The organism is Nocardiopsis sp. iso_238 (assembly GCF_056173325.1).
On the sequence record NZ_CM149668.1, the window covers coordinates 4,922,503 to 4,947,262 of the forward strand.

Here is a 24,760-nt window from a genome sequence, read left to right on the forward strand (position 1 = left end):
GCCGGAGCCGCGCCGCTCGGAACGGCGCGGCTCCGCCCGGGTCGGGTGGGACGGATCAGACGGCCTGGGCCGCTCGGTCCTCACGGGCACCGCGACGGTTGAGCAGGGCGCCCGCCGCCGCCGCGGTGAAGAACATCAGCACGCCGTAGACCGCCGAGGGGATGGCGATCTCGGTGCTGTTCAGGACGGTCACGGCGATGGTCAGCGACAGCGTGGTGTTGTGCAGGCCGATCTCCATACAGGAGGCGACGGCCTCGGGGCGCTCGGTACCGACCAGGCGCGGCGCCCAGTAGCCGATCACGAGGCTGACCACGTTGAAGACCAGGACCATCAGGCCGACCGAGACGATGTACTCCGGCAGGTTGGCCCACTCGGCGGCGATGGCGCCGACGATGACGGCGACCAGCACGAGGACGGAGCCGAGCTTGACCGGCTTCTCCATGCGCTCCGCGAAGGAGGACAGCTTCGCGCGGACGAGCATGCCCAGGGCGACCGGGACCAGGATGACCGCGAAGACCTGCACCATCTTGTCGGTCTGGAGTCCGATGGAGCCGCCCTCGGTGAAGTAGCCGAGGGAGAAGCCGGTGATCAGCGGAAGGGTCACCATGGCGGTGAGCGAGTTGATCGCGGTCAGCGAGATGTTGAGCGCGACGTTCCCCTTGAACAGGTAGCTGTACAGGCTCGCGGTGGTGCCGCCGGGGGACGCGGCCATCATCATCATGCCCACCGCCAGCAGCGGCGAGAGGTCGAAGCGGGTGACGAACAGCAGGACCAGGCCGAAACAGAAGAGTGGCAGCAGGACGATCTGGCAGCCCAGCACCAGGACGATCGTCCAGGGCATGGAGAGCAGCCGGGTGAAGTCCCGGACGGTCAGGGACAGGCCCAGTCCGAGCATGATGACGCCGAGGGCGACCGGCAGACCGATCGTCGTGAGGGCGGAGTCCATGGGGGCACCTTGGGGGGAGGGCCGCGGGGGGCGGCGGAGCGGCCGGGGTGGACACGTGACCCACGCCACATGGCTACCTACAGGTAGGAGATGGTGGCACGCGTCACCCCGACTGGCAAGGGCCCCTCCGCACCAGGTCAGGCGGCGGGCCAGGAGCTCCCGGTCATGTCGTAGGCCAGGTGGAACCACACCTTGCGGATACTGGGGTGCCCGTTGTCCCCCCAGGTGGTGGCGAAGCTGTCGATCAGCGCCAGCCCCCGCCCGTCCTCGGCGGTGAGCCGGTCCTCGGGGGGCGACGCGAACAGCTGGCCCCCCTCGTCTCTCAGCGCGTTGAGGGGCGTTCCGTTGTCCCTACAGGTGACCGTCAGCCCGTTCGGCCCCCGGTCCACCCGGATCACGAAGCTCTGGCCCGGCTCCCCCGACCTGCTGTGCCGGATCGCGTTGGTGGCGAGCTCGGCGCCGAGCAGGGTGAGGACGTACCGGTAGTCCGAGTCCCGTCCGGCCGCGCAGGTGTCCAGGAAGGCGCGGACCATCGGCACACTGACGGGCTCACCCGCGAACTCCCAGCGGCGCTTGGTGAACGGGACCGGGACACGGCCGTTGAAGTAGTGCCGGTACTCGTCCGGGACCCTCGCGAGAACACCGTCCTCGTTCCTGGTGAGGGTGGGCACGGCAACGAGCGTGGGCATGACTGACTCCTTCGGCGGGGCGGCTCAGTGGACGGGCGCGCCGGAACGGGGGCGGCTGCGGGAGTGTCCGAGGGGGGAGGGAGGGCTCGAACCGGTATGACCTTACGCGATCACATCGTCGCGGAACAGGGGAGCCCGGTGTGGTGAGTTCCCGAATTAGCCGCATCCGTCCCCCCTCCCGCCCCCTCCCGTCACTCGGCCAGGGCCAGGGCCTCCTTGGCCGCGTCCTCGGCGCGCTCCCGCTCGGCGTCGACCAGGGCCAGCCTGCTCCGGCGTTCCAGCAGGTCCGCCACGTCCAGAGCGCCCTCGTGCCGCACGCCGAAGCGGAGCTCGGCGGGGGTGATGCCCCGGACCACCGGTGTCAGCGCCGCCGGGTCTCCGCCAGCCTCGGCGACCACGTCGAGCGCCTCGGTTCCGTACCGGGCCACCAGGTGGCGCGGGGCGTCCAACCCGTCGAGCTCCTCGTGGGAGGCGGCGCCCACGAGCGGGATCGTGCGGGTGCGGCAGGGCCCCGCCGACAGGCGGTGCGCGGCCACGAGCGCGTCCACGGTCTCCTCCGCCATCGCGCGGTAGGTGGTGAGCTTGCCGCCGACCACGGTCACCGTGCCGTTGGGCGCGACCGAGACGGAGTGCTCGCGGGAGAGGTTGGCGCTGGAGCCGTCCCCCTGGAGCAGCGGGCGCAGCCCGGCGAAGGAGCCGATGACGTCCGCCCGGGTCAGGCGGGTCGCCAGTGCGCGGTTGAACTGGGTGAGCAGGAAGTCCACGTCCTCCTCGGGGACCTCGGGCACGCGGGCGGCGGGGCCGTCCACGGGTTCGTCGGTGAGCCCGGCGAAGACCCGGCCGTCGGGCTGGGGAAGCGCGAACACGAACCGGCTCACGCTGCCCTCCAGCGGGACGGTGAGCGCGGCCGTGGGGTTGCCGAGGCTGGCCCCGTCCAGCACCAGGTGGGTGCCCCGGCTCGGGCTCAGCCGGACGCTGGGTTCGAGCGCGTCGGCGTGCACGCCGGTCGCGTTGACCACCGCGCGCGCCCGGACCGGGATGATCCGGCCGGTGGTCTCGTCGCGCAGGACCACCCCGTCCGCGCTGACGCTCTCGGCGGAGCAGCGGGTGATGATCCGGGCGCCCTCGCGTGCGGCGGTGCGGGCGATGCCCACCACCAGGCGGGCGTCGTCGACGAGCTGCCCGTCGAAGGAGAGGATGCCGCCGAGCAGCCCCTCGGTCCGCACCCCGGGCAACAGGCGCGTGGTCTGGCGGGCGTTGAGGAGGCGGGGGGCGCGCAGCACCGAGGAGGGGGTGCCGGACAGCACGCGCAAGAGGTCGCCCAGGCCCATACCGGTGCGGACGAAGAGGGAGCGGGCCAGACCGGACCCGCGGAAGACCGGGACCACCATCGGCATGGGCCGGACCAGGTGGGGGGCGGTGACGCGCATGAGGACGTCGCGCTCGCGGGCGCTCTCGTAGGCGATGCCGACCTGCCCCTTGGCGAGGTAGCGCAGCCCCCCGTGGACCAGTTTGGAGCTCCAGCGACTGGTGCCGAACGCCAGGTCCTCGCGTTCGACGAGCACCGTGGACAGACCGCGTGCGGCGGCGTCCAGGGCCACCCCGGCGCCGGTGACTCCCCCGCCGACCACCAGGACGTCCACCTCGGGACGTGCCTCCAGTTCAGCGAGGTCGGCGGCGCGCCGGGCGGCGTTCAGGGATGCGGACCGGTTCTGCTGACGCATCGTGGCGTCCTTTCCGAGAGAGGGTGGCCGGGGAGCAGGGGCCGGGAGCGGTGGATCAGGGCCGGAGGTAGCCGTCCAGCAGGGTGGACAGCTCGTCGACCAGGCCGTCGTGGTCGAGGACGTCGGTGAGGAGGCGGTGGGACGTGACGGTGTTCTGCACCGTGACCATGATCAGGTGCGCCAGGACGGCGGGGTCTCCCCCGCGCACCGATCCGTCGGCCTGGCCCTGCGCGACGGCCGGTTCGAGGAGTTCCAGCGCGGCCCGGTGGCTGCTGCCGAGCCGGTGGAAGGTGTAGGTGGCCAGGAGCTCGGGTTCGGTGTCCACGATGCGGGTGACCAGCGGGTGGGCGAGCATCGCCCGGGCGACCCTGGCGGCGTGCCGTACCAGCTGCGCGCGGATGCTCTCCGTGCCGCCGGGGCCCACCTCCTCCGCGACGAGGATCTGCCGGAGCTCGCGGGTGAGCAGGTCGGCGACGAGGGCGGTCACGTCGGGCCACCGCCGGTAGACGGTGGGGCGGCTGACCCCCGCGCGCCGTGCCACGTCGGTCAGAGTGGTGCGGCGGACGCCGAAGGCCTCGACGCATGCGCGCGCCGCGTCGAGGATGTCGTCCTCTACGTTACGTTTTGACGCCATGTGTAAAACTGTAGAGCATGACCCACGATGCTCGCACTGAATCCGGCGTTGTCAGCCTCACCGACACCGCCGCCACCGCTCCGGACATGAGCTGGTACGCCTGGGGCGACCCCGCGAAGGCGAAGGAGCTCGACCCCGGACTGCGTGAACTGGTCTCCCAGGTGCTGCGCACCAGGACCGCGGACATGCCCCCGGTGGCCGCGTCGGATGTGGAACTGTCCCCCTCGCGGCTGGACGGCCCGCTGTTGGCGGCCTTCACCGACGTCCTCGGCGCCGGGCACGTGCTCGCGGACGACGCCACCCGCCTGGTCCACGCCGGCGGCAAGAGCACCCCCGACCTCCTCGCCCGCCGGGCCGGTCGGGCCCCCGCCCCCGACGCCGTGCTGTACCCGGCCGACCACGACGAGGTGGAGCGGATCCTGGCCCTCTGCTCGGCGGAACGCGTTGCCGTGGTGCCCTTCGGCGGCGGCACCAGCGTGGTGGGCGGGGTCTCCCCCCTGGACGGCGGCTTCCGCGCGGTCGTCACCCTCGACCTGCGCCGCCTGAACCGGCTGGTCTCCCTGGACGCCACGTCCCTGACGGCCGTCCTCGGCGCGGGCGTGCGCACCCCGCACGCCGAGGCGATGCTGGCCGAGCACGGCCTCACCCTCGGGCACGTGCCGCAGAGCTACGAGTACGCGACCATCGGCGGGTACGCCGCCACCCGCTCCAGCGGCCAGGCCTCCGCCGGGTACGGGCGGTTCGAGGACATGGTGGTGGGCCTGCGGGTCGCCACACCGCGCGGCACCCTGGACGCGGGCGGCGCGCCGGCCTCCGCCGCCGGACCCGATCTGCGCCGTCTGTTCGTGGGTTCGGAGGGCACGCTGGGCGTCATCACCGAGGTGGCCGTCCGCGTCCGTCCGAGGCCGGAGCGGGTCCTGGACGAGGCCTGGTCCTTCCCCGACTACGCCACCGGGGTGGAGGCGCTGCGCACCCTCGCGCAGTCGGACACCCGGCCCACCATGGCGCGGCTGTCCGACGAGACCGAGACCTTCGTGAACGCGGCCCTCGGCGGGCGCGAGGCCGTCCCCGGCTGCCAGGCCGTGCTGGGCTTCGAGGGCACCGACGCCGAGGTCGAGGCGCGCGCGGCCGTGGTCCGGGAGGTCATGGAGGCGGCGGGCGGCACCCCGCTCGGCCCGGACCCGGTGGCGCACTGGCGCGAGACCCGCTTCCACGCCCCGTACCTGCGCGACACCCTGCTGTCGGCGGGGATCCTGGCGGAGACCCTGGAGACCGCCGCGTCCTGGAGCGACCTGCTGCCCCTGTACACGGCCGTGGCGGGCGCCCTGACCGGCGCCCTGGACGACGACGAGAGCGGGGCCGTGGTGCAGTGCCACGTCTCGCACACCTACGCCACCGGTGCCTCGCTGTACTTCACCGTGGCCACGGGCGCGGGCGAGGACCCGGCCACGCGCTGGGACCGCGCCAAGCGGGCGGCCTCGGACGCGATCGTGGCCAACGGCGGCACCATCACACACCACCACGCCGTGGGCACCGACCACCGCCCGTGGATGGCGGCCGAGCTGGGCCCGCTGGGCGCCGACGTGCTGCGCGCGGTGAAGTCGGCGCTGGACCCGGAGGGTGTGCTCAACCCGGGCAAGCTCATCCCGGAGGCCTGAGCGGTCGGGCGGGGCGCGGACTCCGAGGGGGGCCGCGCCCGGCCGCGCGGTCAGACGGCCGGTTCCGCCTCCCGGGTGATCCGCCGGTGCAGCTGCTCGGAGAACCGCTCCATGCGGTCGAGGGTCTCCCCCGTTTCCGGGGTGCCCTCGGGGGTGTGGAGGGCCCGGACCCAGAGGTTGTCGGTGACGAACTCGAAGATCACCGCCTCCCGTGAGCGGGAGTTGTCGGAGGTCTCCATGAACGCGACGGTCCCTCCGTCCCCGACCCGGGTCTCGCGCCACTCACGCACGTCCCGGCCCAGGGCGGAGTCGAACGCGTCACCGTTCTCCCAGGGCTCGCGGCGCTCCCCCATCGCCTCGACGAGGTGTTCGTTGAGCCGCTGGGCGGCCTCCGGATCCGAGGGGCGGGGCTCGCTCAACGAGATGTCGACGACCATCAGGACCTCGCCACCGTCGGTCACTTCGCAGGGCAGGGCGCCGACGAAGGCGAAGTCGTCGTCCCTGAGGAGGGCGCCCGCCCCCGCCTCCCTGTAGTCCGTGTACTGACCGCTGGCCCTCGGGGCGCCGACACCGGGGATCTCCTGGAGGAGTTCGCGCGGCATCAGCGTGCCGCACCCGGGCAGGGAGGCGTAGGGGCCGTTGCCACCGGAGAGGGACGCCACCACGACCCCCGTGGAGACCAGGAGCAGGAGGACCGCTCCGGTCCCGCCGAGGATCGGGCCCCACCGTCGGCGGGGCGCCGAGCCCGGGAGTCGGCCGGGAGGGGGAGGCGGCCCGGGCACCCCCGGGAAGGGGTCGGGAGAGCCGTTCGGGGGCGGGGGATGTCCCATGGTGGTGCCTTGCGCTCCGATGTCCGTTGAGGGAGGTCGTCACGGCCCGCGCCGCCCCCGCACGTCACCGGTGCGGGGGCGGCGCGACCGCCTACTTCTCCGCCGAGCGCTTGAGCTGGCGGGAGACGTCACTGCTGACGGACTCCACGGTGTTGAACAGGTCCTGCACGTCACCATCGCTCCCGGCACCGCTCACAGCGACGACGCCGACGATGTTGTCCGTGAGGAAGGTTCCCATGCCCCCGGAGGCCGAGGCGCTGACCATGTCGCCGCCGCCCTCGGCCATCGAGGCGAACACGAGGCTCTCGGTGCCGATGGAGGCGAAATCCCACAGGACCTGGGACGTCACGCCGTACCCGTGCTCCGTGTCCGTGATCTCGCCGGCGGGCGGGAGCGAGTCAGGCAGCTCGTCGCGGATCGTTTCCCCGCTGAACAGCTCGTCCAGGTCCCGCTGGGTCTCCGGGTCGTCGGGGTCGATGAGTTCCGCGGTGACCTCGATGTAGGCGTCGTCGGACTCGATCGAGCACGAGAGGGTGCCGAACGACTCTCCGATGGACCGGTCCTCCGGATCGAAGCCGCCGGACGCCGAGGGGACGTCCCCCTCGAAGAAGGGGCTCATCACGCGGTTGTCGAAGGCGTCGGCGCAGTTGTTCGGCATGGCCGTGTACACCGAGCTGGAGTTGAGCGCGATCACCACGCCGCCGATGGCCGCGACCAGCACCACGGCGCCGATGGCGGCGCCCACGATCAGACCGGTCTTCTTCTTGGGGGCGCCCTGCGGTCCGTAGCCGGGCGGCGGACCCTGGGGAGGCATCCCCTGCGGGGGGAACTGGCCAGGAGGTCCCTGCGGAGGTTGCTGACCGAAACCCGGGGGCGGGCCCTGGGGCGGCTGGTGGCCGTACCCGGGCGGCGGACCCTGGGGAGGCATCCCCTGCGGGGGGAACTGGCCGGGAGGACCCTGGGGCGGCTGCTGCCCGTACCCGGGCGGCGGGCCCTGGGGCGGCTGGCCGGGGTAGGGGCCCTGCGGGCCGTTCGGGGGCGGGGGCTGTCCCATGGGGGTACCTCGTGGTCTGATCTGTCGAAATCGGGCCCTTCAAGTTCTACCGGACACAGGACGTGAAGAATCTGCGCGCGTCCTCTTTCGGTCACCTACCGTCGCCATGATCACACCCGGACGAAGGCGTTCGCGGCTCCGCGCACCCACAATGGGACACGTGAAAGGAACACTCCGTATCCACCTGGGCTCGGCCCCCGGTGTCGGGAGCACGCACCACGCGCTGGCCGAGGCGCGACGCCGTGCCGAACGCGGGACCGACGTGGTGGTCGGCGCGGTCCACACCCACCGCCGCGCCCAGACCTCCGCGCTGCTGGAGGGCCTGGAGACCGTCCCGCCCCTGCCCACGGGGGCGGTGGACACCGCCGCCGTGATCACCCGCGCACCCCGACTGGTCCTGGTGGACGACCTCGCCCGGCCCAACGACCCCGGCTCCCCCAACCCCACCCGCTGGCAGGACGTGGAGGAGCTCCTGTCGGCGGGGATCGACGTCCTGGCCACCGTGGGCATCCACCACCTGGACTCCCTGTACGACGTCGTCCACCAGATCACCGGCGTCCGGCCCGAGTACACCGTCCCGGACCGGGTGGTGCGCGCCGCCGCCGAGATCGAGCTGGTCGACGCCACCCCCCAGGAACTGCGCCGCCGGATGGCCCACGGCGACCTGCACCCCGCCGAGCGGGTGGACGCCGCGCTGGCCGACTACTACCGCGAGGGGAACCTGGCGGCCCTGCGTGAACTCGCCCTGCTCTGGACCGCCGACCGGGTCGAGGAGGGGCTCAGCCACTACCTGGGCGAGCACGAGATCCGCGACACCTGGGAGGCCCGGGAACGGGTCGTGGTGGCGCTCACCGGAGGCCCGGAGGGCGAGACCCTGATCCGCCGCGCCGCCCGGGTCGCGGCCCGCTCACGAGGCGGGCGCCCCCAACCGAGCCACCTGCTGGCGGTGCACGTGGTGCCGCCGAGCGGGATCGGCGAACGCCCCACCGGGGAGCTGCTGCGGCAGCGGCACCTGCTCGCGGAGCTGGGCGGCACCTACCACCAGGTGGTCGGGGGCGACGTGCCCTCGGCGCTGCTGGAGTTCGCGCGCGGCGCCCACGCCACCCAGATCGTCCTCGGCTCCTCCCGCAGGAGGCCCTGGCAGTACGTGTTCGGCCCCGGAGTGGGCACGATCGTGGCCCGGGAGTCCGGCGACATCGACGTGCACATCGTCACGCACGAGGAGGTCGGTCGGGGGAGCTGGCCGCTGCCCGCGCCGGGCCGGGGCCTGAACGAGCACCGGCGGCTGTGGGGGTGGTCGCTGTCCCTGATGGCCCCTCCCCTGGTCACCCTGGTGCTGGCGCTGCCGGTCTTCTCCGAGGTGGGACCGGCGGCGGACCCGTTGTTCCTGTTGCTGATCACCGTGGCCACGGCGGCCGTCGGGGGTCTGCGACCGGCGCTGGCCTCGGCCCTGTGGAGCGCGGTCCTGCTCACGGTGCTGCTGTCACCGCTGCACGGACGGCCCTCGGTGTCGCTGGACAACTTCCTGTCGATGACGGCGTTCATCCTCGTGGGCGGGTTGGTGGCGACCATGGTCGAAATGGCCGCGCGGCGGTCGTCACAGGCCCTGCGCGCGCGGGCGGAGGCGGACGCCGTCGCCCTCCTGGCCGCGAGCGTGCTGTCCGGGAACGAACCGCTCCAGGCGCTGCTGCGGCGGATCAGGGAGACCTTCGGGCAGCGCTCGGCGACGCTGTTGGAGCGCCTGGACGACGGCCGCTGGTACCCGGTGCACAGTGTGGGGGCACCGGCCTGTGAGGCCCCCGAGGAGGCGGACGCCCTGGTGGCGGTCTCCGACACCGTGGCCCTCGCGCTGCGCGGCCGGGTGCTGCCCGCCGCCGACCGGGGCGTGATGGAGGCCTTCGCCACGCACGTGGGGATCGCGCTGGAACACCAGCGGCTGGCCTGGGACGCGGCCGAGGCGCGCGGCCAGGTGGCGGGCAACCGCATACGCACCGCGCTGCTGGCGGCGGTCTCGCACGACCTGCGCACACCCCTCACGTCCATCAAGGCGAGCGTGTCCAGCCTGCGGGCCACGGACATCCAGCTCTCCGAGGAGGACCGCGCGGAGCTGCTGGAGACCGTCGAGGAGTCGGCGGACCGGCTGAACCGGCTCATCGGGAACCTGCTGGACATGAGCCGGGTGCAGACCGACAGCGTGCGGCCGCAACTGCGGCCGGTGGCGCTGGAGGAGGTGATCCCGGCGACGCTGCTGGGCGTTCCCGGCGACGCGGTCGTGGTGGACGTCCCGGACGGCCTGCCCCGGGTACGCGTGGACGCGGGCCTGCTGGACCGGGCGGTGGCCAACGTGGTCACCAACGCGGTGCGGTACAACCCCGATCCCCGCTTCCCGGTGCTGGTGGCCGCCAGCGCGCACGGCGACAGCGTGCAGCTGCGGGTGGTGGACCGGGGGCCGGGCGTCTCGGACGAGGCCAAACAGCGGATGTTCGAGGCCTTCCAACGCCTGGGGGACGCCCCCCAGGGCACCGGGGTGGGGCTCGGACTGGCGGTGGCGCGTGGTTTCGTTGAGGCGATGCACGGGACCCTGGCCCCCGAGGACACCCCGGGCGGCGGACTGACCATGGTGTTCACCCTGCGTGCGGTGGACGAGGCGGACGAGTGAGGAGCGGCATGCGGGTCCTGGTCGTCGACGACGACGTGCAGATCATCCGGGCGATGCGGATCAACCTGAGGGCGCGCGGTTACGACGTGGACACCGCCCCGGACGGTGAGAGCGCGCTGCGCCTGGCCTCGGAGCGCCACCCCCACGTGGTGCTGCTGGACCTCGGACTTCCGGACATGGAGGGCGTCGAGGTCATCCAACGGCTGCGCGGCTGGTCGCAGGTGCCGATCATCGTGCTCTCGGCCCGGCACTCCGCCGGGGAGAAGGTGCGCTGCCTGGACCTGGGGGCGGACGACTACGTCACCAAACCGTTCGGGATGGACGAGCTGTTGGCCCGGATGCGGGCCGCCGAGCGCCGCGCGGTCCAGACCGAGGAGGCCCCGGTGGTGCACACCGACTCCTTCGACGTGGACCTGGGCGCCAAGCGCGTGACCAGGGACGGCGAGGAGGTGCGGCTCACCCCCACGGAGTGGCACATCCTGGAGCTGCTGGCCCGCAACGCCGGGCAGCTGGTGAGCCAGCGCCAGCTCCTGCACGACGTGTGGGGGCCCAACTACCAGAACGAGACCAACTACCTGCGGGTCTACCTGGCCCAGCTGCGCCGCAAGCTCGAACCCGACCCCTCCCACCCGCGCCACCTCATCACCGAGGCCGGTCGCGGCTACCGCTTCGAGCGGGAGGGCTGACCCCCTGCCCGAGGACGGTGCGGGCGCCCTTCCCGGGGGCGCGGGGTCCGGGGTGCACCCGTCCGGGGCGTCCCCCTCAGGGGGCGGCGGCCCCGCACAGGTCCATCATCAGGTCGAACTCCACGGAGTCGGTCTGTCCCCGGTTGGCCTTGGCCACCGCGAAGCAGGGGGCGAAGGCGCGCACCCACTCCATCAGCCGGTTCGCGTCCACGGACATCGCCCGGGCGAGCGCGTCCACGCGCCGTTCCACCTCGGTGACGTCGGCGGCCTTCCACACGGCCCAGTCGACGGCGTCCGCCGCGCCGTCACCCAGGCAGGCGCGCGGGTCGAGGACCACCAGTCCGCGCTCCCCGCCGTCGATGACGTTGCCGGGGTGCAGGTCGCCGTGGAGCGGGACCACGTCGACGTCTCCGTGGGCCAGGTCGCGGGCGTTGGCCGCGCCCCGGTGCATCACGGCGGCCGGGACGATGTCCGCGGCGGCGCCCTCCTCGCGTTCACGGCCCCACATCTCGAACACGAACTGCACCCTGGCGCTGAGCGGGCGCAGTTCCATGCGTTCGGCCGGGCTGACCTCCACGGCGTGCAGTTCCGCGACGAGGCCGCCGATGGTCTCCATGGCGGGGACCACGCCGGTGGCCGCCACCGTGTCCCCCTCGACCCGTTCCATCAGGAAGGCGCCCCGGTCGGCGTCCACCCCCCACACGTCGGGGACCCGCCGCGAGGGCGCCCACATGCGCAGGAGGTCGGCCTCGGAGACGGAGAGGCCGCTGTCCGGGGAGATCTTGAGGACCCCCTCGCCGCCGTCGGAGCGGCGCACGTAGAGGACGACGGAGGTGCGCCCGTGCGGGGCGGGGCCCTCGACGGTCAGCCCCCACTCGGAGGCCAGCTTCTCGACGATCGCGGGCAGCTCGGCGAGCCACTCGGTGACGTGGCCCCCGAAGCGCCGTTCCAGGCGGCGGCGCTGCCGGTCGTCGACGAACTGCGCTGTTCCGTCGTTCATACATCCACCTTCGGTTCGCTCACGCCGGTGCCCGCCGTGGAGGGGGTCGCGCACCGGGTTGACGTTCGGGTACCTCGCGTAGGGGCCGTGGCCGCACCGTCGCCGCGTCGCGGGTGCGGGGAGTTCCCGCCCGTGGGGCACATACCCATCCTCGCGGCGACGGTAACGGCATCGTGGCTGTTCGCGGCGGCGCCACCACGGAGGGGGACCGCCCGGGCACGTCAGGTGAGGCGCCCCTTGGCCGCCCGGTGCTGGGCGAGGAGCGTGTCCACGACCAGTTCGGAGGGCCAGAGCGGAGCGGTGATCGCGGTGGCGTCGAGGCGCCGGAGCAGGTCGAAGTCGGGTCCGTCGACCAGCCTCCAGGCGGCCACGGCGACCTGGTCCTGGCCGTCACGGCGCAGCCGCGCGACGGCGTCGAGGACGGAGGGCGCCCAGGTGCGCAGGTAGCCGACCTGAACCGGGGAGGAGAGGCGTCGGCTCAGCATCCGGGCCACGTCCATGACCACCTGGCGCTCCTCGGTACCGGTGGTGCCGTCGGCGGCCAGGACCACGCCGTCGTCCGGTCTGCGGCCGGAGTCCGCGAGCCGACCGGCGAGGTCCGCGACGATCGACGGGACCGCTCCCAGGGGAGAGGTCTGGCAGGAGTCCCCCATGCGGCCGAGGTCCAGTTGGGTGAGCAGGTGGGCGCTGGCGACGTCGCCCCCCGCGACGAAGGCCGGAACCACCACCTTGGGGCCGCGGACGGCGCGGATCGCCGCCCTGACCTCGTCCGGGCTGCCGAAGGCCGCCGAGACGGGCGCCTCTCCGCGGTCGGCCACCGCTTCGGCCAGCCCGCACAGGGCCTCGCGTCGGTGGGCGTCTCGCGAGTCGTCGGCAACGAGAACCATCGTGGGGACCATGATCGGCTCCTTGGGATCGCTGAGGCGTCAGCCATGGTCCACCGAGCGCAGGGAGGCGGGGTTTCGTGAATGCGCCCCGGTGTTACGCGGAGGAAAACAGTGGACAATGGCTGTGATGGTTATCACCAGGGGAAGTCTTGGTGAATCATAACAATCCACCACCGGAGGACGCGTGTCCACTTCCCCGGAGAGTGGCGTGCGTCTCCAGAACGCGGACTCGGAACTCGCAGCCTTTCCCTTTCTCCCCACTGACCTCGTGGGACACGCGAATAGGCCGACGAGGAACGCCCAAAGGGAACCGGGTCCCGATTTCTCAACCAACTCCCGGGCGCCACTCACAACCTTTCCCGGACCTCTCCAGAGAAATCCGCCGTAAATGGATGACCGAGGCGAATGCACGGGCCGGATGCACGTGCCACGGAATGCGCGGGTTCGCCCCGCACACCGCAAATGGAACTCCCGCCCTTTGCCACACGGGAAGCCCCGTTGTCAAGGGTGCACACTCCCCCTCCCCAGCAGAACCGCACACCACTTGACGTGGGGAGACAGGGTGCGAGTCCGGCGTGATCACTTGCGATACCCCCGCACCCGCAGCACACTGGGAACCACATGGGCAGGGACCTCCGGTCCCACCAGCGTCCCGCTGTCCCCCCGGCACACCGGAGGACCTCCCCACAGCGCGACGGGGCCGCCCGCCCCACCGTACGGACCACCACCGAAGACCACCGAGCCGTCCCAGACTGGAGTTGAGCATGGCCGTCCACCCTCGGGTGCAGACGCTGACCCAGGCTTTCCTCGCCAACGCCGACCAGGAGTCTCCCGGCCTGGTCCAGGGCCTCTACCTGACCGGTTCGGTCGCCCTCGGCGACTTCCGCCCGCACACCAGCGACGTCGACTTCGTCATCGTGACCAACCGCCGCGCCGAGCGGGAGGACCTGGACGCCCTGCGCCGCGTGCACGCGCGCACCCGGAGCGAGGTCCCGCGCCCCCAGTTCAACGGCGTCCACGTCACCTGGGACGAGCTCAACCGCGACCCCTCGGCCTGCGGCCCCGTCCCCTCCGTCATCAACGGCCGGTTCCGCGACCGCGCCTCCGTCGACGTCAACCCGGTCACCTGGCACGTCCTGGCCGACCGGGGCGTCACCGTGCGCGGCCCGCACCCCTCCGAGCTGGACGTGTGGGACGAGCCGGAGAGCCTGCGCACCTGGTCCCTCGGCTCCCTCGACGAGCACTGGCGCCGCTGGCGGGAGAAGGCCGGACGCCTGGTCACCCCGCGCGGCCTGGCCGTCCTCGGCTCGCTGGCCCCGTCCTGGAGCGTGCTCAGCGTCAGCCGCCTGCACTTCACCCTGAAGACCGGGGAGATCACCTCCAAGTCCGGGGCCGGCCTGTACGCCCTGCACGCCTTCCCCGACCGTTGGCAGCGCATCGTCAACGAGTGCCTGCGTGTCCGGCGCGGCGTCCAGGCCCCCTCCCTGTACGAGAGCGCCCTGGCCCGCCGCCGCGCCGCCCTCGACTACATCGAGATGGTCCTGGACGAGTCCCTGCGGCCGGGGCTGGCCACCTGAGCCACCGGTCCGCCCACCGGGCCGGGCAACTAATCTGGGGGCATGACCATGCGCCCCATCGTCCGCTTCGGCGACCCCGTCCTCGTGACCCGGACCGCACCCGTGACCACCTTCGACCAGCGCACGGAGAAGCTGGTCCGCGACCTCCTCGACACCGTGGACGCCCCCGGGCGCGCCGGGGTGGCCGCCACCCAGATCGGGGTCGGCTCGCGCGTGTTCAGCTACGACGTCGAGGGCCGTACCGGTTATGTGATCAACCCCGAGATCGTCGAGCTCTCCGAGGAGCTCCAGGACTGCGACGAGGGCTGCCTGTCCATCCCGCGCCTCTGGTACAGGAGCCGCCGCGCCCTGCGGGCCGTGGTCCGGGGCGTGGACCTGCGCAACGAGCCGGTCACCGTCGAGGGCACCGGCCTGATGGCGCAGTGCCTCCAGCACGAGACCGACCACCTGGACGGCATGCTCTACATCGACCGCCTGGACGCCGGGACCCGTAAGCAGGCCCTGCGTGACATCCGCCGCTCGGACTGGTTCCTGCCCTCGGAGACGCCCGCCCCCTCGACCTCCGTCAGCCTGCCCAGCGCGTTCGGCGGCAGAGCCTGACCCAGACGTTCGGTGCGGTCACCCGGTCCGGGTATCTTCTGGACAGACCCCCGCTCAACCCCCACAGCAACGCGAGTCAACTCACTGTGCACGTATCACCGAGACCTCGTATGGTCCGCTGAGCACCTCCCCTCCCGTGACGGCCCAACCGTCCCCTCGGCGCAGCGGATGCTCTCGGATCATCCACGGAGCAGAAATGACATCCACTCCTCGTAACGCCACTCGTCGCGGCCGGTTCACGGCGTCCGTCGCCGCCGTGACCGCACTCGTCCTCGTCGGCCTGCCCGGTGCGGCCCACGCCGACCCCGACGACGACGTCGACATCGACGAGCTGAACCAGCGGGCCGAGGAGCTGGAGGAGACCTACGACGGCGAGCTGCTCCAGTACACCGAGATCAAGGACCGGGTGGAGACCGCCGAGGCCGAGCTCGAGGAGCTCGACGAGCGCCTGGAGCAGTCCCGCGGCGGGGTGTCGGCCATCGCCGCCGCCCAGTACAAGGGCGACGGCTTCGACCCGACCCTCCAGATCGTGTTCTCCAGCCAGCCCGAGGACATGTTCGCGGACGCCGCGACCGTCGACTACCTGGGACAGAGCCAGGCCGAGCAGATCGCCGAGCTCATCACGCTCCGCGACGAGCAGGCCGTGCTCACCAGCGAGCTCCAGGACGAGATGTCCGAGGCCTCGGAGCTGATCGACGACCTGGAGGAGCAGCGCGAGGAGGTCACCAAGCGCATCGAGGAGTACGAGGAGGAGCAGGTCCCGGAGGCTCCGGAGAACCCCGGCAACGGCTCGATCCCCGACAGCGCGCGCGGCGGCGGCTGGGAGCAGACCACGCCCCGGATGGCGGCCATCCGCGACGAGATCATCATGCAGTTCGGCGCGCCCTACCCGGTGGGCTGCTGGCGTCCCAGCAGTGACGACCACGGCACCGGTACCGCCTGCGACTTCATGATGAGCGCCAACGGCGCCGCTCCCTCAGCCGCGAACAAGGCCCTCGGCCAGCAGATCTCCGACTACGGCATCGCCAACGCCGACCGCCTGGGCATCAAGTACATCATCTGGGAGCAGCAGATCTGGCAGTCGACGTCGCGCCAGTGGACCTGGATGAACGACCGCGGCGACCTGACCCAGAACCACTACGACCACGTGCACATCAGCTCGTACTGATCCGTGGCCGCGGCGCCCGGGCCCGCGCGAGCGGCAGGACCGCGACCAGGGCCACGGCGACCACCGCGAAGGCGGGGCCGTATCCGGTGAGCTGGATGAGCAGGCCGAGGCCGACCGCCCCGACCCCCGTGCCCGCGTCGAAGCCGATGTTCCAGGCCGCGCTGGCCCTGCCGTACCCGGCCGGTCCCGCGCGGCCCAGCATCACCGTGACGGTCTCGTTCTGCACCGCGCCGAACCCCAGGCCGAACAGCGCCGACCCGCCGAGGACCAGCAGGGCCACGCCCGCGCCGGGCGTCGCGTCGCCGTTGGCCCACAGTCCGGCGGTGATCAGTCCCGCTCCGGCGGCCGCCGCGAGGGTTCCCGGCATCAGCAGGAGGGTGCGCCGGTGCCGGTCGTACAGGATCCCGGCGGTCCACCTCCCGGCGACGACGCCGAGGGCGTAGGCGGCCAGCAGCGTACCGACCAGCCAGGCGGCCCGTTCGAGCGGGATCGCCAGGAAGGTCACGACCCCGCTGGCACCCGAGGCCACCACCAGCATGATCACCAGCGGCGCGGCGAGGGCGACCATCAGCGGAAGTCCGCGCGAGGAGCCCGAGGGGGCCGCCGTGTCACCCTCGTCGTGTCCGGCTCCGCGCAGCGCCGCCCGGTTGCGGCCGCCGTCCGCGAACCAGATGCCGGAGGCGAGCACCGCCGCCACCACGCCGCAGATCCCGGTGAGCCAGAAGGCGGTGTCGAACCCGAGGCTGAGCGCCAGCGCCACCCCGCCGGGCAGGATCACGACCTGCGGCAGGCCGATCGCCAGTCCGTAGTAGCCGGTGGCCCGGCCGACCTGGTGCGCGGCCACCAGCCGGGCGGCGAGCGCGGTCCCGGCCACGGTCACCATCCCGAAACCGATCCCGCGCACCGCCGAGATGGCCACCAGGGGGCCGAGGTCGGTGGTGAGGGCGAACAGCGGCATGGGCAGGCCCATGATGAGGGAGCCCACGGGAAAGGTCCACCGGTAGCCGCCCGCGTGGTCCAGGAGCCAGGGCATGGCCAGCTGGGTGAGGACCGTGGTGAGCATGAAGACGGCGGTGGTGCCGCCCGCGCCGAACTCGCCCGCGCCGCCCCGACTGGCCCACAGGGGGACGAGGGGCAGGACGGCGGCGAACCCGCAGAGGCCGACGGCGGTGGCCATGATCAGGAGGGCGAAGCCCCGCCCCCGGAGTCCGGGAAGGTCGTCGTCGGGCACGGGGGCACCGCTACCTGCGGCCGGGGAGCCAGATGGGATCATCCGTCCTTTCTAACCGAGCCGTGGCGGGCTGTCGACACGGCCCGGCTCCCCTATCCCGGCTGCTCCGGCTGGGGCAGCCGCTCCCCCAGCCAGTCCCGCAGGCGGACCACGAGCTCGGGGCGGACCGCCCGCTCGGCGTGCCCCATCTCGCGGACGATCCACAGGTCCTTCGGCTGGCGCGCCGCGTCGTGGATGGCGGTGGCGTGTGAGACGGGGAAGTAGCTGTCGGAGTCGCCGTGCACGACGAGCAGCGGCGCCGGGGCGACCTCTCCGGCGACCTCCCGGGGTTCGGCCGGGGTGGGGTTCCAGCGCTGGTCGGTGACGCGGACCTTGCGGAAGCGCCGTAGGAAGGCGCGTCCGAAGCTGCGGCCCACGCCGAAGGTGAGCAGGCGCATGGAGCGGGTGCCCCGGTAGTACCAGCGGCTGGGGCCGCTCACGGACACCACGGCGCAGACCCCGCCGAAGATGGCGGCGTGCCGGATGGCGACCGCGGCGCCCATGGAGAAGCCCAGGGTCGCGATGTGGGTGTACCCGAGTTCGCGCAGGCGGCCGACGACCGCTTCGAGGTCGTGGATCTCGGCGTTGCCCACGGTGCTGCGCCCGCCGGACCCGTGGTGGCCCCGGAAGTCGAAGGTCATCACGTCGCCGACGGACAGCAGCCCCTGGGCGATGGCACGCGTGTGCGGGCTCCGGTAGGTGCCGGTGAAGCCGTTGGCGAGGACCACCACGGTGGTGCGGGGGACGGAGCCGCGCAGCAGCACGGCGTCGATCCCCACACCGTCCGTGGTGGTCAGCCAGAAACGGTTCTCCCGGGGCTGGGCGATGGAGTGGTCAATGGCGTCGGACACCACTCCATCGTGCACGATCAGTCCCGGTACGGGGAGTGCGGCCCCGGTGTGTCGCCCCCGGGCCGGTGGCCGGGGTGGGGACCCGGGTACGGGCCGTCAGGGAGGCCCTGGGGCGGGGCGGGCCGCTGCGGGTTCGGCGCGGGATACCCCGGCTGTGGGTCCTGCTGGTACTGGCCGGGCGGCGGACCCTGCTGGAACTGGTCGGGCGGTGGTCCCGGTGCGTACTGACCGGGGAGCGGTCCCGCCTGGTACTGGTCCGGCGATGGGCCCTGCTGGTACTGGCCAGGGGGCCGACCCTGCTGGAACTGACCCTGCGGCGGCCCTTGGGGGGCCTGCGGGTGGGGGTCGACCGGCGCGGAACCGTGGGGAGGCGTGTCCTGGACGTGCGCCCGGCCCGCGGGCGTCTCCTCCCCGACCGCCTCGAACTCACCCGTGCGACCGTACTCGTCGTCCGGGTACCCGTCGTCCGCGTACTCGTCCTCCGGGTACTCGTCGTCGTAGTAGTCCTCGTCCGGGCGCAGGGCCTCCTCCGCCGCCTCCCGCTCCGAGGCCGGGGGGAAGACGACCGAACGCAGGTTCAGCGCGACGTGCACCAGCACCGGCACGGCCAGGCTGCCCGTTCCCAGGTACAGCACGGTGAACAGGGTGCCCGAGAAGCCCGCGCTGAGCAGACCCCACCAGCCCTGGTAGGCGTGGGCCAGCGAGAAGAGCAGGACGGACAGCACAGCGGCGATCCACAGCGGGACACCCATGCTGGCGACGAGCGTGATGAACAGACCCCGGTAGAGGAGCTCCCCGAACACACCTCCGGTGACGGCCATCCCGGCCGCCAGCGCCCGCTCACGGCCGGTGCGCGGCAGCAGCAGGTACTGCCGACGGCCGGGTTCGGGCAGGGTCATGGGCTTGGCCGCGCCCCGGCGTCCCCGGTGGCCCTTGCGGCCCTTACCGCCCTTGGCGCCCCGGGTGGGAAGACCGTTGACCAGCACCCAGAAGGCGGCCAGCGCGACGGTGCCGCCGATCGCGGCGCCCACGATCGGGCCGAAGGCGTCCGGGAGGCGCAGCCCCAGGTCGACCAGGTTCAGCTCGGGCGACAGCAGGAGCACGGCGAGGACCAGCAGGCCCCACAGCACGTGGATCGCCATCGTGACGGCGTACAGCAGCCCGAGGGCGCGCTCGTCGCCGTTCTCACGGCGTGACAGCCACGCGAACGCGCGCCGTCCGAGCAGGGGTTCGCCGAACGCCGCGAAGAACAGCAGCAGGACCGTCAGCAGGGTCCCGGCGAGACTGAATTGAGGGAGACTCTCCGACCATGGCACGGGCACAGCCTAGAAGAACGACCCGGGTCATAGGGACACGGAAGCGCCCGTCCCGGATACGGACCGGCGTACCCCTTGTGGTCGGAGCCGCGAAGAGCGACGGTGGTGAGTGTCGCAGGTCATACCAGCGGTGGTCCCGTACGACCACCGCCCGGAACCCCGAGGGTTGGGTGGACGAGGATGGTTGATCGAGCCGTACCCGGGGCCGACGGGCCCCAGGACATCCGCAACGTCGCGCTGGTGGGTCCCGCCGGCGCGGGCAAGACGACCCTGGTCGAGGCGCTGCTCCTCACCGCCGGGGAGATCAGGCGCCCCGGCAGCGTGGAGGAGGGCACGACCGTCAGCGACCACGACGAGGTCGAGGTCCGCCAGAGGAGGTCGGTGCACCTGACCCTCAACCCGATCATGGTGGGCGACGTCAGGGTCAACCTGCTGGACACCCCCGGCTACGCCGACTTCGTCGGGGCGATGCGCGCCGGGCTCCGGGGCGCCGACGCCGCCCTCTTCGTGATCTCGGCCCTGGACGGCGTGGACGGACGCACCCGCATGCTGTGGGAGGAGTGCGCGGCCGTCGGCATGCCGCGAGCCGTGGCCGTCACCAAGATCGACCATCCGCGCGCCGACTTCGACGCGGTGGTGGCGCGCTGCCAGGAGGCGTTCGGCCCCGGTGTCCACCCCGCCTACGTGCCCGCCATGCGGGGTTCGGGGGACCATCGCGCCCTGGTGGGGCTCTGGGGACTGGTCTCGGAGCGCTACCACGACTACTCGGACGAGGGCGGCCCGGACTCCGCTCCCGACTGGCTGCGTGAACAGGCGGGCCCGTTGCGGGAGACGCTGATCGAGGAGGTCATCACCGAGAGCGAGGACGAGGCGCTCATGGAGCGCTACATGGAGGGCGGTGAGCTCGACCCGGACCTGCTCATCAAGGACCTCAAGGAGGCGGTGGCGGCGGGCGGGTTCCACCCCGTCCTGGCGCTCAGCCCCACCCACGGCGTGGGGGTCCCCGAGCTCCTGCGCGAGCTCCCGCTCTCCTGCCCGGACCCGACCCGGCGCCCGTTCCCGTCGGTGACCCGCCCCGACGGCCGACCGGTGGAGGGGCTGTCCTGCGACCCGGACGGGCCTCTGGTCGCGGAGGTGCTGAGCACGTCCACCGACCCGTACGTGGGCCGGGTCAGCCTGGTCCGGGTCTTCTCCGGGACCCTGCGGCCCGACGCCGACGTGCACCTGCACGGGGAACGGTCCGGGGACGACGAGCGCACGGGGGCCCTCTCCGTCCCGCTCGGTTCGAGGGCCCGTCCGGTGGGTGAGGTGATCGCGGGCGACCTGTGCCTGGTGGCGAAGCTTCCCGAGGCCCGGACCGGGGACACGCTCTCCGCGCCCGAGCTGCCGCTCCGGGTGTCGCCCTGGCGTTTCCCGGACCCCACCATGCCGGTGGCGATCCGCGCGGCCTCCGCCGGCGACGAGGACAAGCTCTCCCTGGCGGTGGCCCGGCTCCTGGCCGAGGACCCGTCCCTTCGGGTGCGGGTGAACGAGGAGACCCACCAGATGGTCCTGTGGAGCCTCGGCGAGGCCCACCTGGACTCCTCCCTGGACCGCCTCGAGCACCGGTACGGGGTGCGCGTGGAGACGGAGGACGTCCTCGTCCCGCTGCGGGAGACCTTCACCGTCCCCTGCCAGGGCACGGGCCGCAACGTCAAGCAGAGCGGTGGGCACGGGGAGTTCGGGGTGTGCCGGATCCGGGTCGAGCCGCTGGCGTCCGGTGCCGGCCTGGAGTTCGTGGACCGGATCGTGGGCGGTGTGGTCCCGCGCCAGTACGTGTCCTCGGTGGAGAAGGGCGTCCGCGCCCAGATGGCCGAGGGCGTGGCCGACGGGCACCCGCTGGTGGACCTGCGCGTCACCCTGTACGACGGCAAGGCGCACTCGGTGGACTCCTCCGACATGGCCTTCCAGAAGGCCGGGAGGCTCGCTCTGAGGGATGCCGCCGCCTCCTCGGAGCTGTCGGTCCTGGAGCCGGTTGACACGGTGACGGTCGAGGTCGACGACGCCCACCTGGGCGCGGTCCTCAGCGACCTGGCAGCCCGGCGCGGACGCGTGGTGGGCACCGAGACCGCGCCGGGCGGCCGGGTGGTGGTCCGCGCTGAGGTCCCCGAACTGGAGATCCTGCGCTACGCCGTGGAGCTGCGTTCGGTCTCGCACGGCACCGGGGTGTTCACCCGGGACTACCTGCGCCACGAGCCCCTGCCCGCCCAGCTCGGCCACCGCCCGGCCGGGTCCGGACACCGGTAGGCCCAGGCCAGCGACCTCGAAGCGGAGGCCCAAAGAAGCCCTACCTCCTAGAGCACCCTTCCGGGGGTGGACCGGTCGGCCAGGGCGGCGAAGCGGAACGTGTTCACGGGGTGGCTGGACAGGAGGTTGACCAGCATCACGAAGAAGCCCGTGTCGGTGTGGGCGCGCGCGGCGATGTCGTCGAAGTCCACGGCCGGGTACAGGTACTTGCCCGCGGCCAGCACGCGGATGCCCTGCACACCCTCGGGGCAGAACTCGTAGGCGTGGTTGTCGGCGGTGTACTCCTGGGCGCGGCCCAGGGTGCTGCCCACGCCCGGGATCACCTGGGCGATGGAGACGGCGAACTGGCGCCAGAACGAGGTGTGCCCGGCGGCGATGTGGCCGACCTCGTGGCCGATCACGAAGCGCAGCGCGTCGGGGTCGCCCAGGCGGCCGCCCACCTCGAACAGGTCGCTGTGGACGGCCACGTAGCGGCGGAACCCGTGCCCGGAGGCGAACGCGTTGATGGTGCCGTTGCCCAGCACGATGTACGCCTCGGGGACCTGGCTCATCCCGAAGGCGCGGGCGGCGTCCTGGACCATCCGGAACGCGTCCGGGAACTGCGCCTCGGTGATGCGCACACCGTTGACCCGCTGCCGCGCGTAGAGCTGTCCGCGCACGAAGAAGACCAGCAGGGGGATGCTCAGGAGCAGCAGCGGCTCGTTGGGGTCGCCGGAGAGCGCACGGCTGACGGCGCCCCCGACGGCGAGCAGGGTGACGGCGACGCAGCCCACCAGGAGGGGTGTCTCCCGGTGGTGGCGCAGGGAGCGGCGGACGCGGGGGTCACCCCATCGCCAGAGGATGGCCCCCACGTGCGGTCAGAGCCGGTACTGGGCGTCGGGGAGGTCGTCGTCCGGGCCGGGGGGCGGGGGCGCGGAGTGGGCGCTGCCCATCGGCGGCGGCCCCCCGAAGGCGGGACCGGCGGGCGGGGCCGACGGCGGCGGAGCGGGGGCCTCGTCCTCGTCCATGATCGCGGCCATGTCGGCGGACAGGGTCGACTCCTCGGCCTTCTCACTGCGCCACTCGTCGCGGCGTTCCTGGTCCTGGCGGCCCATCATCGACTGCATGTCGGTGTCGTGGGTGGCCTTGCCCGGCTCCTCCGGCCAGGCGGAGGACGCGGCCAGGAAGGCGCTGTCGTAGGCGTCGTTGGCCTCGTCCGAGAAGCTGGGCTCCGCCGGGCGCGGCCCGGTCAGCGGGTCGGAGAGGGCGTGGACCGGGGCGGGTGCCTCGGTGCGGGGCTGGGCCTCCCCCGGGTGGGCGCCGGGGTCGGTGTTGCCGCGCGTGTCCGCCGCCTCGGAGGGCGCCGGGCCCGGGAAGGCCGTGCCCATCGGGGCGGCTCCGGGCGGCGACGCCATGGCGGCGGGGTTGGGGTTGTCGCTGCCCACGTAGGACAGGGCGGCGATGGTGAGCGCCGCGAGCCCGGCCCGCAGGGTGGGTTCGCGGTCGGGTGAGAAGAACGGCGAGTGGTTGCTCGGGACGTTCCCCATCTTCTCGTAGGGGGTGTCGCCGGGGGCGTTGTCCCACACGTCGTGCGGTGTGGCGCCGACGAACCAGAACACGTACGGGATGGGCTGCGGGTCCTCGGGCAGTCCGAAGCGGCAGAAGTCCTCGGTCGCCGGGGAGGGGTCGGGCAGGTGGATGACGTAGTCGCCGCCGAAGTAGGCGTGGTGGGCGGCGGCGACGTCGGCGGTGCTGGCCGGGTCGTTGTGGGTGACCCCGCTGCTCTGGAAGCGCTCGACCTCGGGCTCGCGGCTGGCCCCGGAGGCGGCCGCCTCGGCGCGCACGACGCGCTCGATGGCCCGCTCCAGCTGGTCCGAGACGTTCTCGTTGAGCGCCCGGGTGCTGATCTCCAGGTAGGCCTCGTCGGGGATGATGTTGGCCTTGGTGCCCGCCTGGATCCTGCCGACGGTGAGCACCGCCATCTCGCTGGGGCTGATCTCGCGGGAGACCACGCCCTGGAGGCGGGTGACGATGTTGGCGGCGATGAGGACCGGGTCCACGGTGGTGTGCGGCTGGGAGGCGTGGCCGCCCTCTCCGAAGATCCGCACCCGGTAGGCGCTGGCCGCGCCGAGGATGATCCCGGCCCGGTGGGAGATGAGCCCGGCGGGCTGCGGACCCAGGTGCTGGCCGAGGATGACGTCCGGGCGGCCGAAGCGGTCGTAGAGTCCGTCGTCGATCATCCCCTGGGCGCCGTCGAGGGTCTCCTCGCCCGGCTGCGCCACGATCATGATGGTCCCGGCCCACTCCTCGCGGGTCTCGGAGAGCAGGTCGGCGACGCCGATCAGGCAGGCGGTGTGCGCGTCGTGGCCGCAGGCGTGCATGACGGGGACCTCGACGCCGTCGGGGCCGTGGGCCTTGGCCGTGCTCGCGTAGGGCAGACCGGTCTTCTCCTCCAGGGGGAGGGCGTCCATGTCCGCGCGGAGCATCACCGTGGGGCCGGGGCCGTTGCGGAGGATGCCGACCACACCGGTGCCGCCGACGCCCCGGTGGACCTCGTAGCCGGTTCGGTTCAGCCATTCCGCGACGACGCTGGCGGTGCGCTGTTCGGAGTGGGAGAGCTCCGGGTTCTTGTGCAGGTCGACGTAGACGCCCTCGACGAGCGGGAAGAGCTCGTCCAGGAGTCGCATGACCACGCTTCCGTGCTGGGCTGCACGGTTGGGGTCCACCGCGTGCGGCACGGTTTCCACCGCCTTCTTCGTTCTCGTCTGGCGGGCTATGACAGGTTGACAGGGGGTTCCGCCGCCTGGGGGCAGCCTATCGGCGTGTCCGTCGCGCGTTCACACCGACACGTTGGTGCCGCGGTGCGCCTTGGCGTCCCCTGGTGGTGCCCATGGGTTAGGGTCTGCACACGGTAAGCCATCCCACACCCGTGTCCTCGGGTGCGCG

19 protein-coding genes and 1 pseudogene are annotated in these 24,760 nt (G+C 72.7%); 7 read left to right on the forward strand and 13 right to left on the reverse strand.

Going from position 1 to position 24,760, the window contains the following annotated elements; translation table 11 throughout:
• Positions 1-55: 55 nt before the first annotated feature.
• From AC0VYL_RS22280 to AC0VYL_RS22295, 4 genes are all read right to left on the reverse strand, one after another.
• Positions 56-946, reverse strand: coding sequence for a bile acid:sodium symporter family protein (locus AC0VYL_RS22280; protein ID WP_475455633.1), 891 nt, complete (start codon positions 944-946; stop codon positions 56-58).
• A gap of 137 nt (positions 947-1,083) precedes the next feature.
• Positions 1,084-1,635: an ATP-binding protein gene (locus tag AC0VYL_RS22285; protein WP_475455635.1), complete on the reverse strand. Its 552-nt coding sequence runs from the start codon at positions 1,633-1,635 to the stop codon at positions 1,084-1,086.
• Between the two features lie 191 nt (positions 1,636-1,826).
• Positions 1,827-3,359: a glycerol-3-phosphate dehydrogenase/oxidase gene (locus AC0VYL_RS22290; protein ID WP_475481397.1), complete on the reverse strand. Its 1,533-nt coding sequence runs from the start codon at positions 3,357-3,359 to the stop codon at positions 1,827-1,829.
• Between the two features lie 55 nt (positions 3,360-3,414).
• A complete protein-coding gene (locus tag AC0VYL_RS22295) occupies positions 3,415-3,993 on the reverse strand; it encodes a TetR/AcrR family transcriptional regulator (RefSeq protein WP_475481398.1) in 579 nt (192 codons plus the stop codon).
• 17 nt (positions 3,994-4,010) lie between these two features.
• Here AC0VYL_RS22295 and AC0VYL_RS22300 point away from each other — a divergent pair, with 17 nt between their 5' ends.
• Positions 4,011-5,651 carry an FAD-binding oxidoreductase gene (locus tag AC0VYL_RS22300; RefSeq protein ID WP_475481399.1) on the forward strand — a complete coding sequence of 547 codons (1,641 nt, stop codon included), beginning with the start codon at positions 4,011-4,013 and terminating at the stop codon, positions 5,649-5,651.
• 50 nt (positions 5,652-5,701) lie between these two features.
• Here the strand turns inward: AC0VYL_RS22300 and AC0VYL_RS22305 are convergent, their stop codons facing one another.
• Together AC0VYL_RS22305 and AC0VYL_RS22310 are read right to left on the reverse strand one after the other, a co-directional pair.
• Positions 5,702-6,481 carry a hypothetical protein gene (locus tag AC0VYL_RS22305; protein ID WP_475481400.1) on the reverse strand — a complete coding sequence of 260 codons (780 nt, stop codon included), beginning with the start codon at positions 6,479-6,481 and terminating at the stop codon, positions 5,702-5,704.
• 91 nt (positions 6,482-6,572) lie between these two features.
• Positions 6,573-7,295 carry a hypothetical protein gene (locus AC0VYL_RS22310; RefSeq protein WP_475481401.1) on the reverse strand — a complete coding sequence of 241 codons (723 nt, stop codon included), beginning with the start codon at positions 7,293-7,295 and terminating at the stop codon, positions 6,573-6,575.
• 391 nt (positions 7,296-7,686) lie between these two features.
• Here AC0VYL_RS22310 and AC0VYL_RS22315 point away from each other — a divergent pair.
• Positions 7,687-10,219: pseudogene (locus AC0VYL_RS22315) on the forward strand (ATP-binding protein); the annotation flags it as partial.
• Positions 10,203-10,880, forward strand: a complete 678-nt coding sequence (locus AC0VYL_RS22320; protein WP_475455646.1) for a response regulator — start codon at positions 10,203-10,205, stop codon at positions 10,878-10,880. The pseudogene AC0VYL_RS22315 and the gene AC0VYL_RS22320, both read left to right, overlap by 17 nt.
• Before the next feature lie 76 nt (positions 10,881-10,956).
• Here the strand turns inward: AC0VYL_RS22320 and AC0VYL_RS22325 are convergent, their stop codons facing one another.
• Together AC0VYL_RS22325 and AC0VYL_RS22330 are read right to left on the reverse strand one after the other, a co-directional pair.
• On the reverse strand, positions 10,957-11,880 hold the full coding sequence (locus AC0VYL_RS22325; protein ID WP_475481402.1) for an aminoglycoside phosphotransferase family protein: 924 nt from the start codon (positions 11,878-11,880) through the stop codon (positions 10,957-10,959).
• A gap of 221 nt (positions 11,881-12,101) precedes the next feature.
• Entirely contained in the window at positions 12,102-12,779 is a 678-nt protein-coding gene (locus AC0VYL_RS22330) for a sirohydrochlorin chelatase (RefSeq protein WP_475455650.1), read from the reverse strand.
• 752 nt (positions 12,780-13,531) lie between these two features.
• Between AC0VYL_RS22330 and AC0VYL_RS22335 the strand changes: the two genes are divergently transcribed.
• The 3 genes from AC0VYL_RS22335 (at position 13,532) to AC0VYL_RS22345 (ending at position 16,112) form a co-directional block, all read left to right on the forward strand.
• Positions 13,532-14,344 (forward strand): aminoglycoside adenylyltransferase domain-containing protein, encoded by an 813-nt coding sequence (locus AC0VYL_RS22335; RefSeq protein WP_475455652.1) that lies wholly within the window; start codon positions 13,532-13,534, stop codon positions 14,342-14,344.
• 42 nt (positions 14,345-14,386) lie between these two features.
• Positions 14,387-14,944 carry a peptide deformylase gene (def, locus tag AC0VYL_RS22340; protein ID WP_475455654.1) on the forward strand — a complete coding sequence of 186 codons (558 nt, stop codon included), beginning with the start codon at positions 14,387-14,389 and terminating at the stop codon, positions 14,942-14,944.
• Between the two features lie 196 nt (positions 14,945-15,140).
• On the forward strand, positions 15,141-16,112 hold the full coding sequence (locus tag AC0VYL_RS22345) for a coiled-coil domain-containing protein (protein WP_475455656.1): 972 nt from the start codon (positions 15,141-15,143) through the stop codon (positions 16,110-16,112).
• Here the strand turns inward: AC0VYL_RS22345 and AC0VYL_RS22350 are convergent.
• From AC0VYL_RS22350 to AC0VYL_RS22360, 3 genes are read right to left on the reverse strand one after another with little or no spacing between them, the layout of a single operon-like run.
• Positions 16,099-17,385, reverse strand: coding sequence for an MFS transporter (locus tag AC0VYL_RS22350; RefSeq protein ID WP_475455658.1), 1,287 nt, complete (start codon positions 17,383-17,385; stop codon positions 16,099-16,101). The genes AC0VYL_RS22345 and AC0VYL_RS22350 overlap by 14 nt on opposite strands.
• A gap of 50 nt (positions 17,386-17,435) precedes the next feature.
• Positions 17,436-18,233: an alpha/beta hydrolase gene (locus tag AC0VYL_RS22355; RefSeq protein ID WP_475455660.1), complete on the reverse strand. Its 798-nt coding sequence runs from the start codon at positions 18,231-18,233 to the stop codon at positions 17,436-17,438.
• A gap of 17 nt (positions 18,234-18,250) precedes the next feature.
• Positions 18,251-19,549 carry a CPBP family intramembrane glutamic endopeptidase gene (locus AC0VYL_RS22360; protein ID WP_475481403.1) on the reverse strand — a complete coding sequence of 433 codons (1,299 nt, stop codon included), beginning with the start codon at positions 19,547-19,549 and terminating at the stop codon, positions 18,251-18,253.
• A 180-nt stretch (positions 19,550-19,729) separates the two neighbouring features.
• Between AC0VYL_RS22360 and AC0VYL_RS22365 the strand changes: the two genes are divergently transcribed.
• Complete coding sequence (locus tag AC0VYL_RS22365) at positions 19,730-21,835, forward strand: elongation factor G-like protein EF-G2 (RefSeq protein WP_475481404.1); 2,106 nt, start codon at positions 19,730-19,732, stop codon at positions 21,833-21,835.
• Positions 21,836-21,882: 47 nt separating this feature from the next.
• Here AC0VYL_RS22365 and AC0VYL_RS22370 read toward each other — a convergent pair whose 3' ends face one another.
• Together AC0VYL_RS22370 and AC0VYL_RS22375 are read right to left on the reverse strand one after the other, a co-directional pair.
• A complete protein-coding gene (locus tag AC0VYL_RS22370) occupies positions 21,883-22,638 on the reverse strand; it encodes a M48 family metallopeptidase (protein WP_475483563.1) in 756 nt (251 codons plus the stop codon).
• A gap of 54 nt (positions 22,639-22,692) precedes the next feature.
• Positions 22,693-24,561 carry an amidohydrolase gene (locus tag AC0VYL_RS22375; protein ID WP_475481405.1) on the reverse strand — a complete coding sequence of 623 codons (1,869 nt, stop codon included), beginning with the start codon at positions 24,559-24,561 and terminating at the stop codon, positions 22,693-22,695.
• Positions 24,562-24,760 lie beyond the last annotated feature (199 nt).

Bases quoted from the DNA above. Each gene is read 5' to 3' on its own strand.
- AC0VYL_RS22280 (WP_475455633.1), bottom strand. From the start codon at position 946: ATGGACTCCGCCCTCACGACGATCGGTCTGCCGGTCGCCCTCGGCGTC.
- AC0VYL_RS22285 (WP_475455635.1), bottom strand. From the start codon at position 1,635: ATGCCCACGCTCGTTGCCGTGCCCACCCTCACCAGGAACGAGGACGGT.
- AC0VYL_RS22290 (WP_475481397.1), bottom strand. From the start codon at position 3,359: ATGCGTCAGCAGAACCGGTCCGCATCCCTGAACGCCGCCCGGCGCGCC.
- AC0VYL_RS22295 (WP_475481398.1), bottom strand. From the start codon at position 3,993: ATGGCGTCAAAACGTAACGTAGAGGACGACATCCTCGACGCGGCGCGC.
- AC0VYL_RS22300 (WP_475481399.1), top strand. From the start codon at position 4,011: ATGACCCACGATGCTCGCACTGAATCCGGCGTTGTCAGCCTCACCGAC.
- AC0VYL_RS22305 (WP_475481400.1), bottom strand. From the start codon at position 6,481: ATGGGACATCCCCCGCCCCCGAACGGCTCTCCCGACCCCTTCCCGGGG.
- AC0VYL_RS22310 (WP_475481401.1), bottom strand. From the start codon at position 7,295: ATGCCTCCCCAGGGTCCGCCGCCCGGCTACGGACCGCAGGGCGCCCCC.
- AC0VYL_RS22320 (WP_475455646.1), top strand. From the start codon at position 10,203: ATGCGGGTCCTGGTCGTCGACGACGACGTGCAGATCATCCGGGCGATG.
- AC0VYL_RS22325 (WP_475481402.1), bottom strand. From the start codon at position 11,880: ATGAACGACGGAACAGCGCAGTTCGTCGACGACCGGCAGCGCCGCCGC.
- AC0VYL_RS22330 (WP_475455650.1), bottom strand. From the start codon at position 12,779: ATGGTCCCCACGATGGTTCTCGTTGCCGACGACTCGCGAGACGCCCAC.
- AC0VYL_RS22335 (WP_475455652.1), top strand. From the start codon at position 13,532: ATGGCCGTCCACCCTCGGGTGCAGACGCTGACCCAGGCTTTCCTCGCC.
- def (WP_475455654.1), top strand. From the start codon at position 14,387: ATGACCATGCGCCCCATCGTCCGCTTCGGCGACCCCGTCCTCGTGACC.
- AC0VYL_RS22345 (WP_475455656.1), top strand. From the start codon at position 15,141: ATGACATCCACTCCTCGTAACGCCACTCGTCGCGGCCGGTTCACGGCG.
- AC0VYL_RS22350 (WP_475455658.1), bottom strand. From the start codon at position 17,385: ATGATCCCATCTGGCTCCCCGGCCGCAGGTAGCGGTGCCCCCGTGCCC.
- AC0VYL_RS22365 (WP_475481404.1), top strand. From the start codon at position 19,730: ATGGTTGATCGAGCCGTACCCGGGGCCGACGGGCCCCAGGACATCCGC.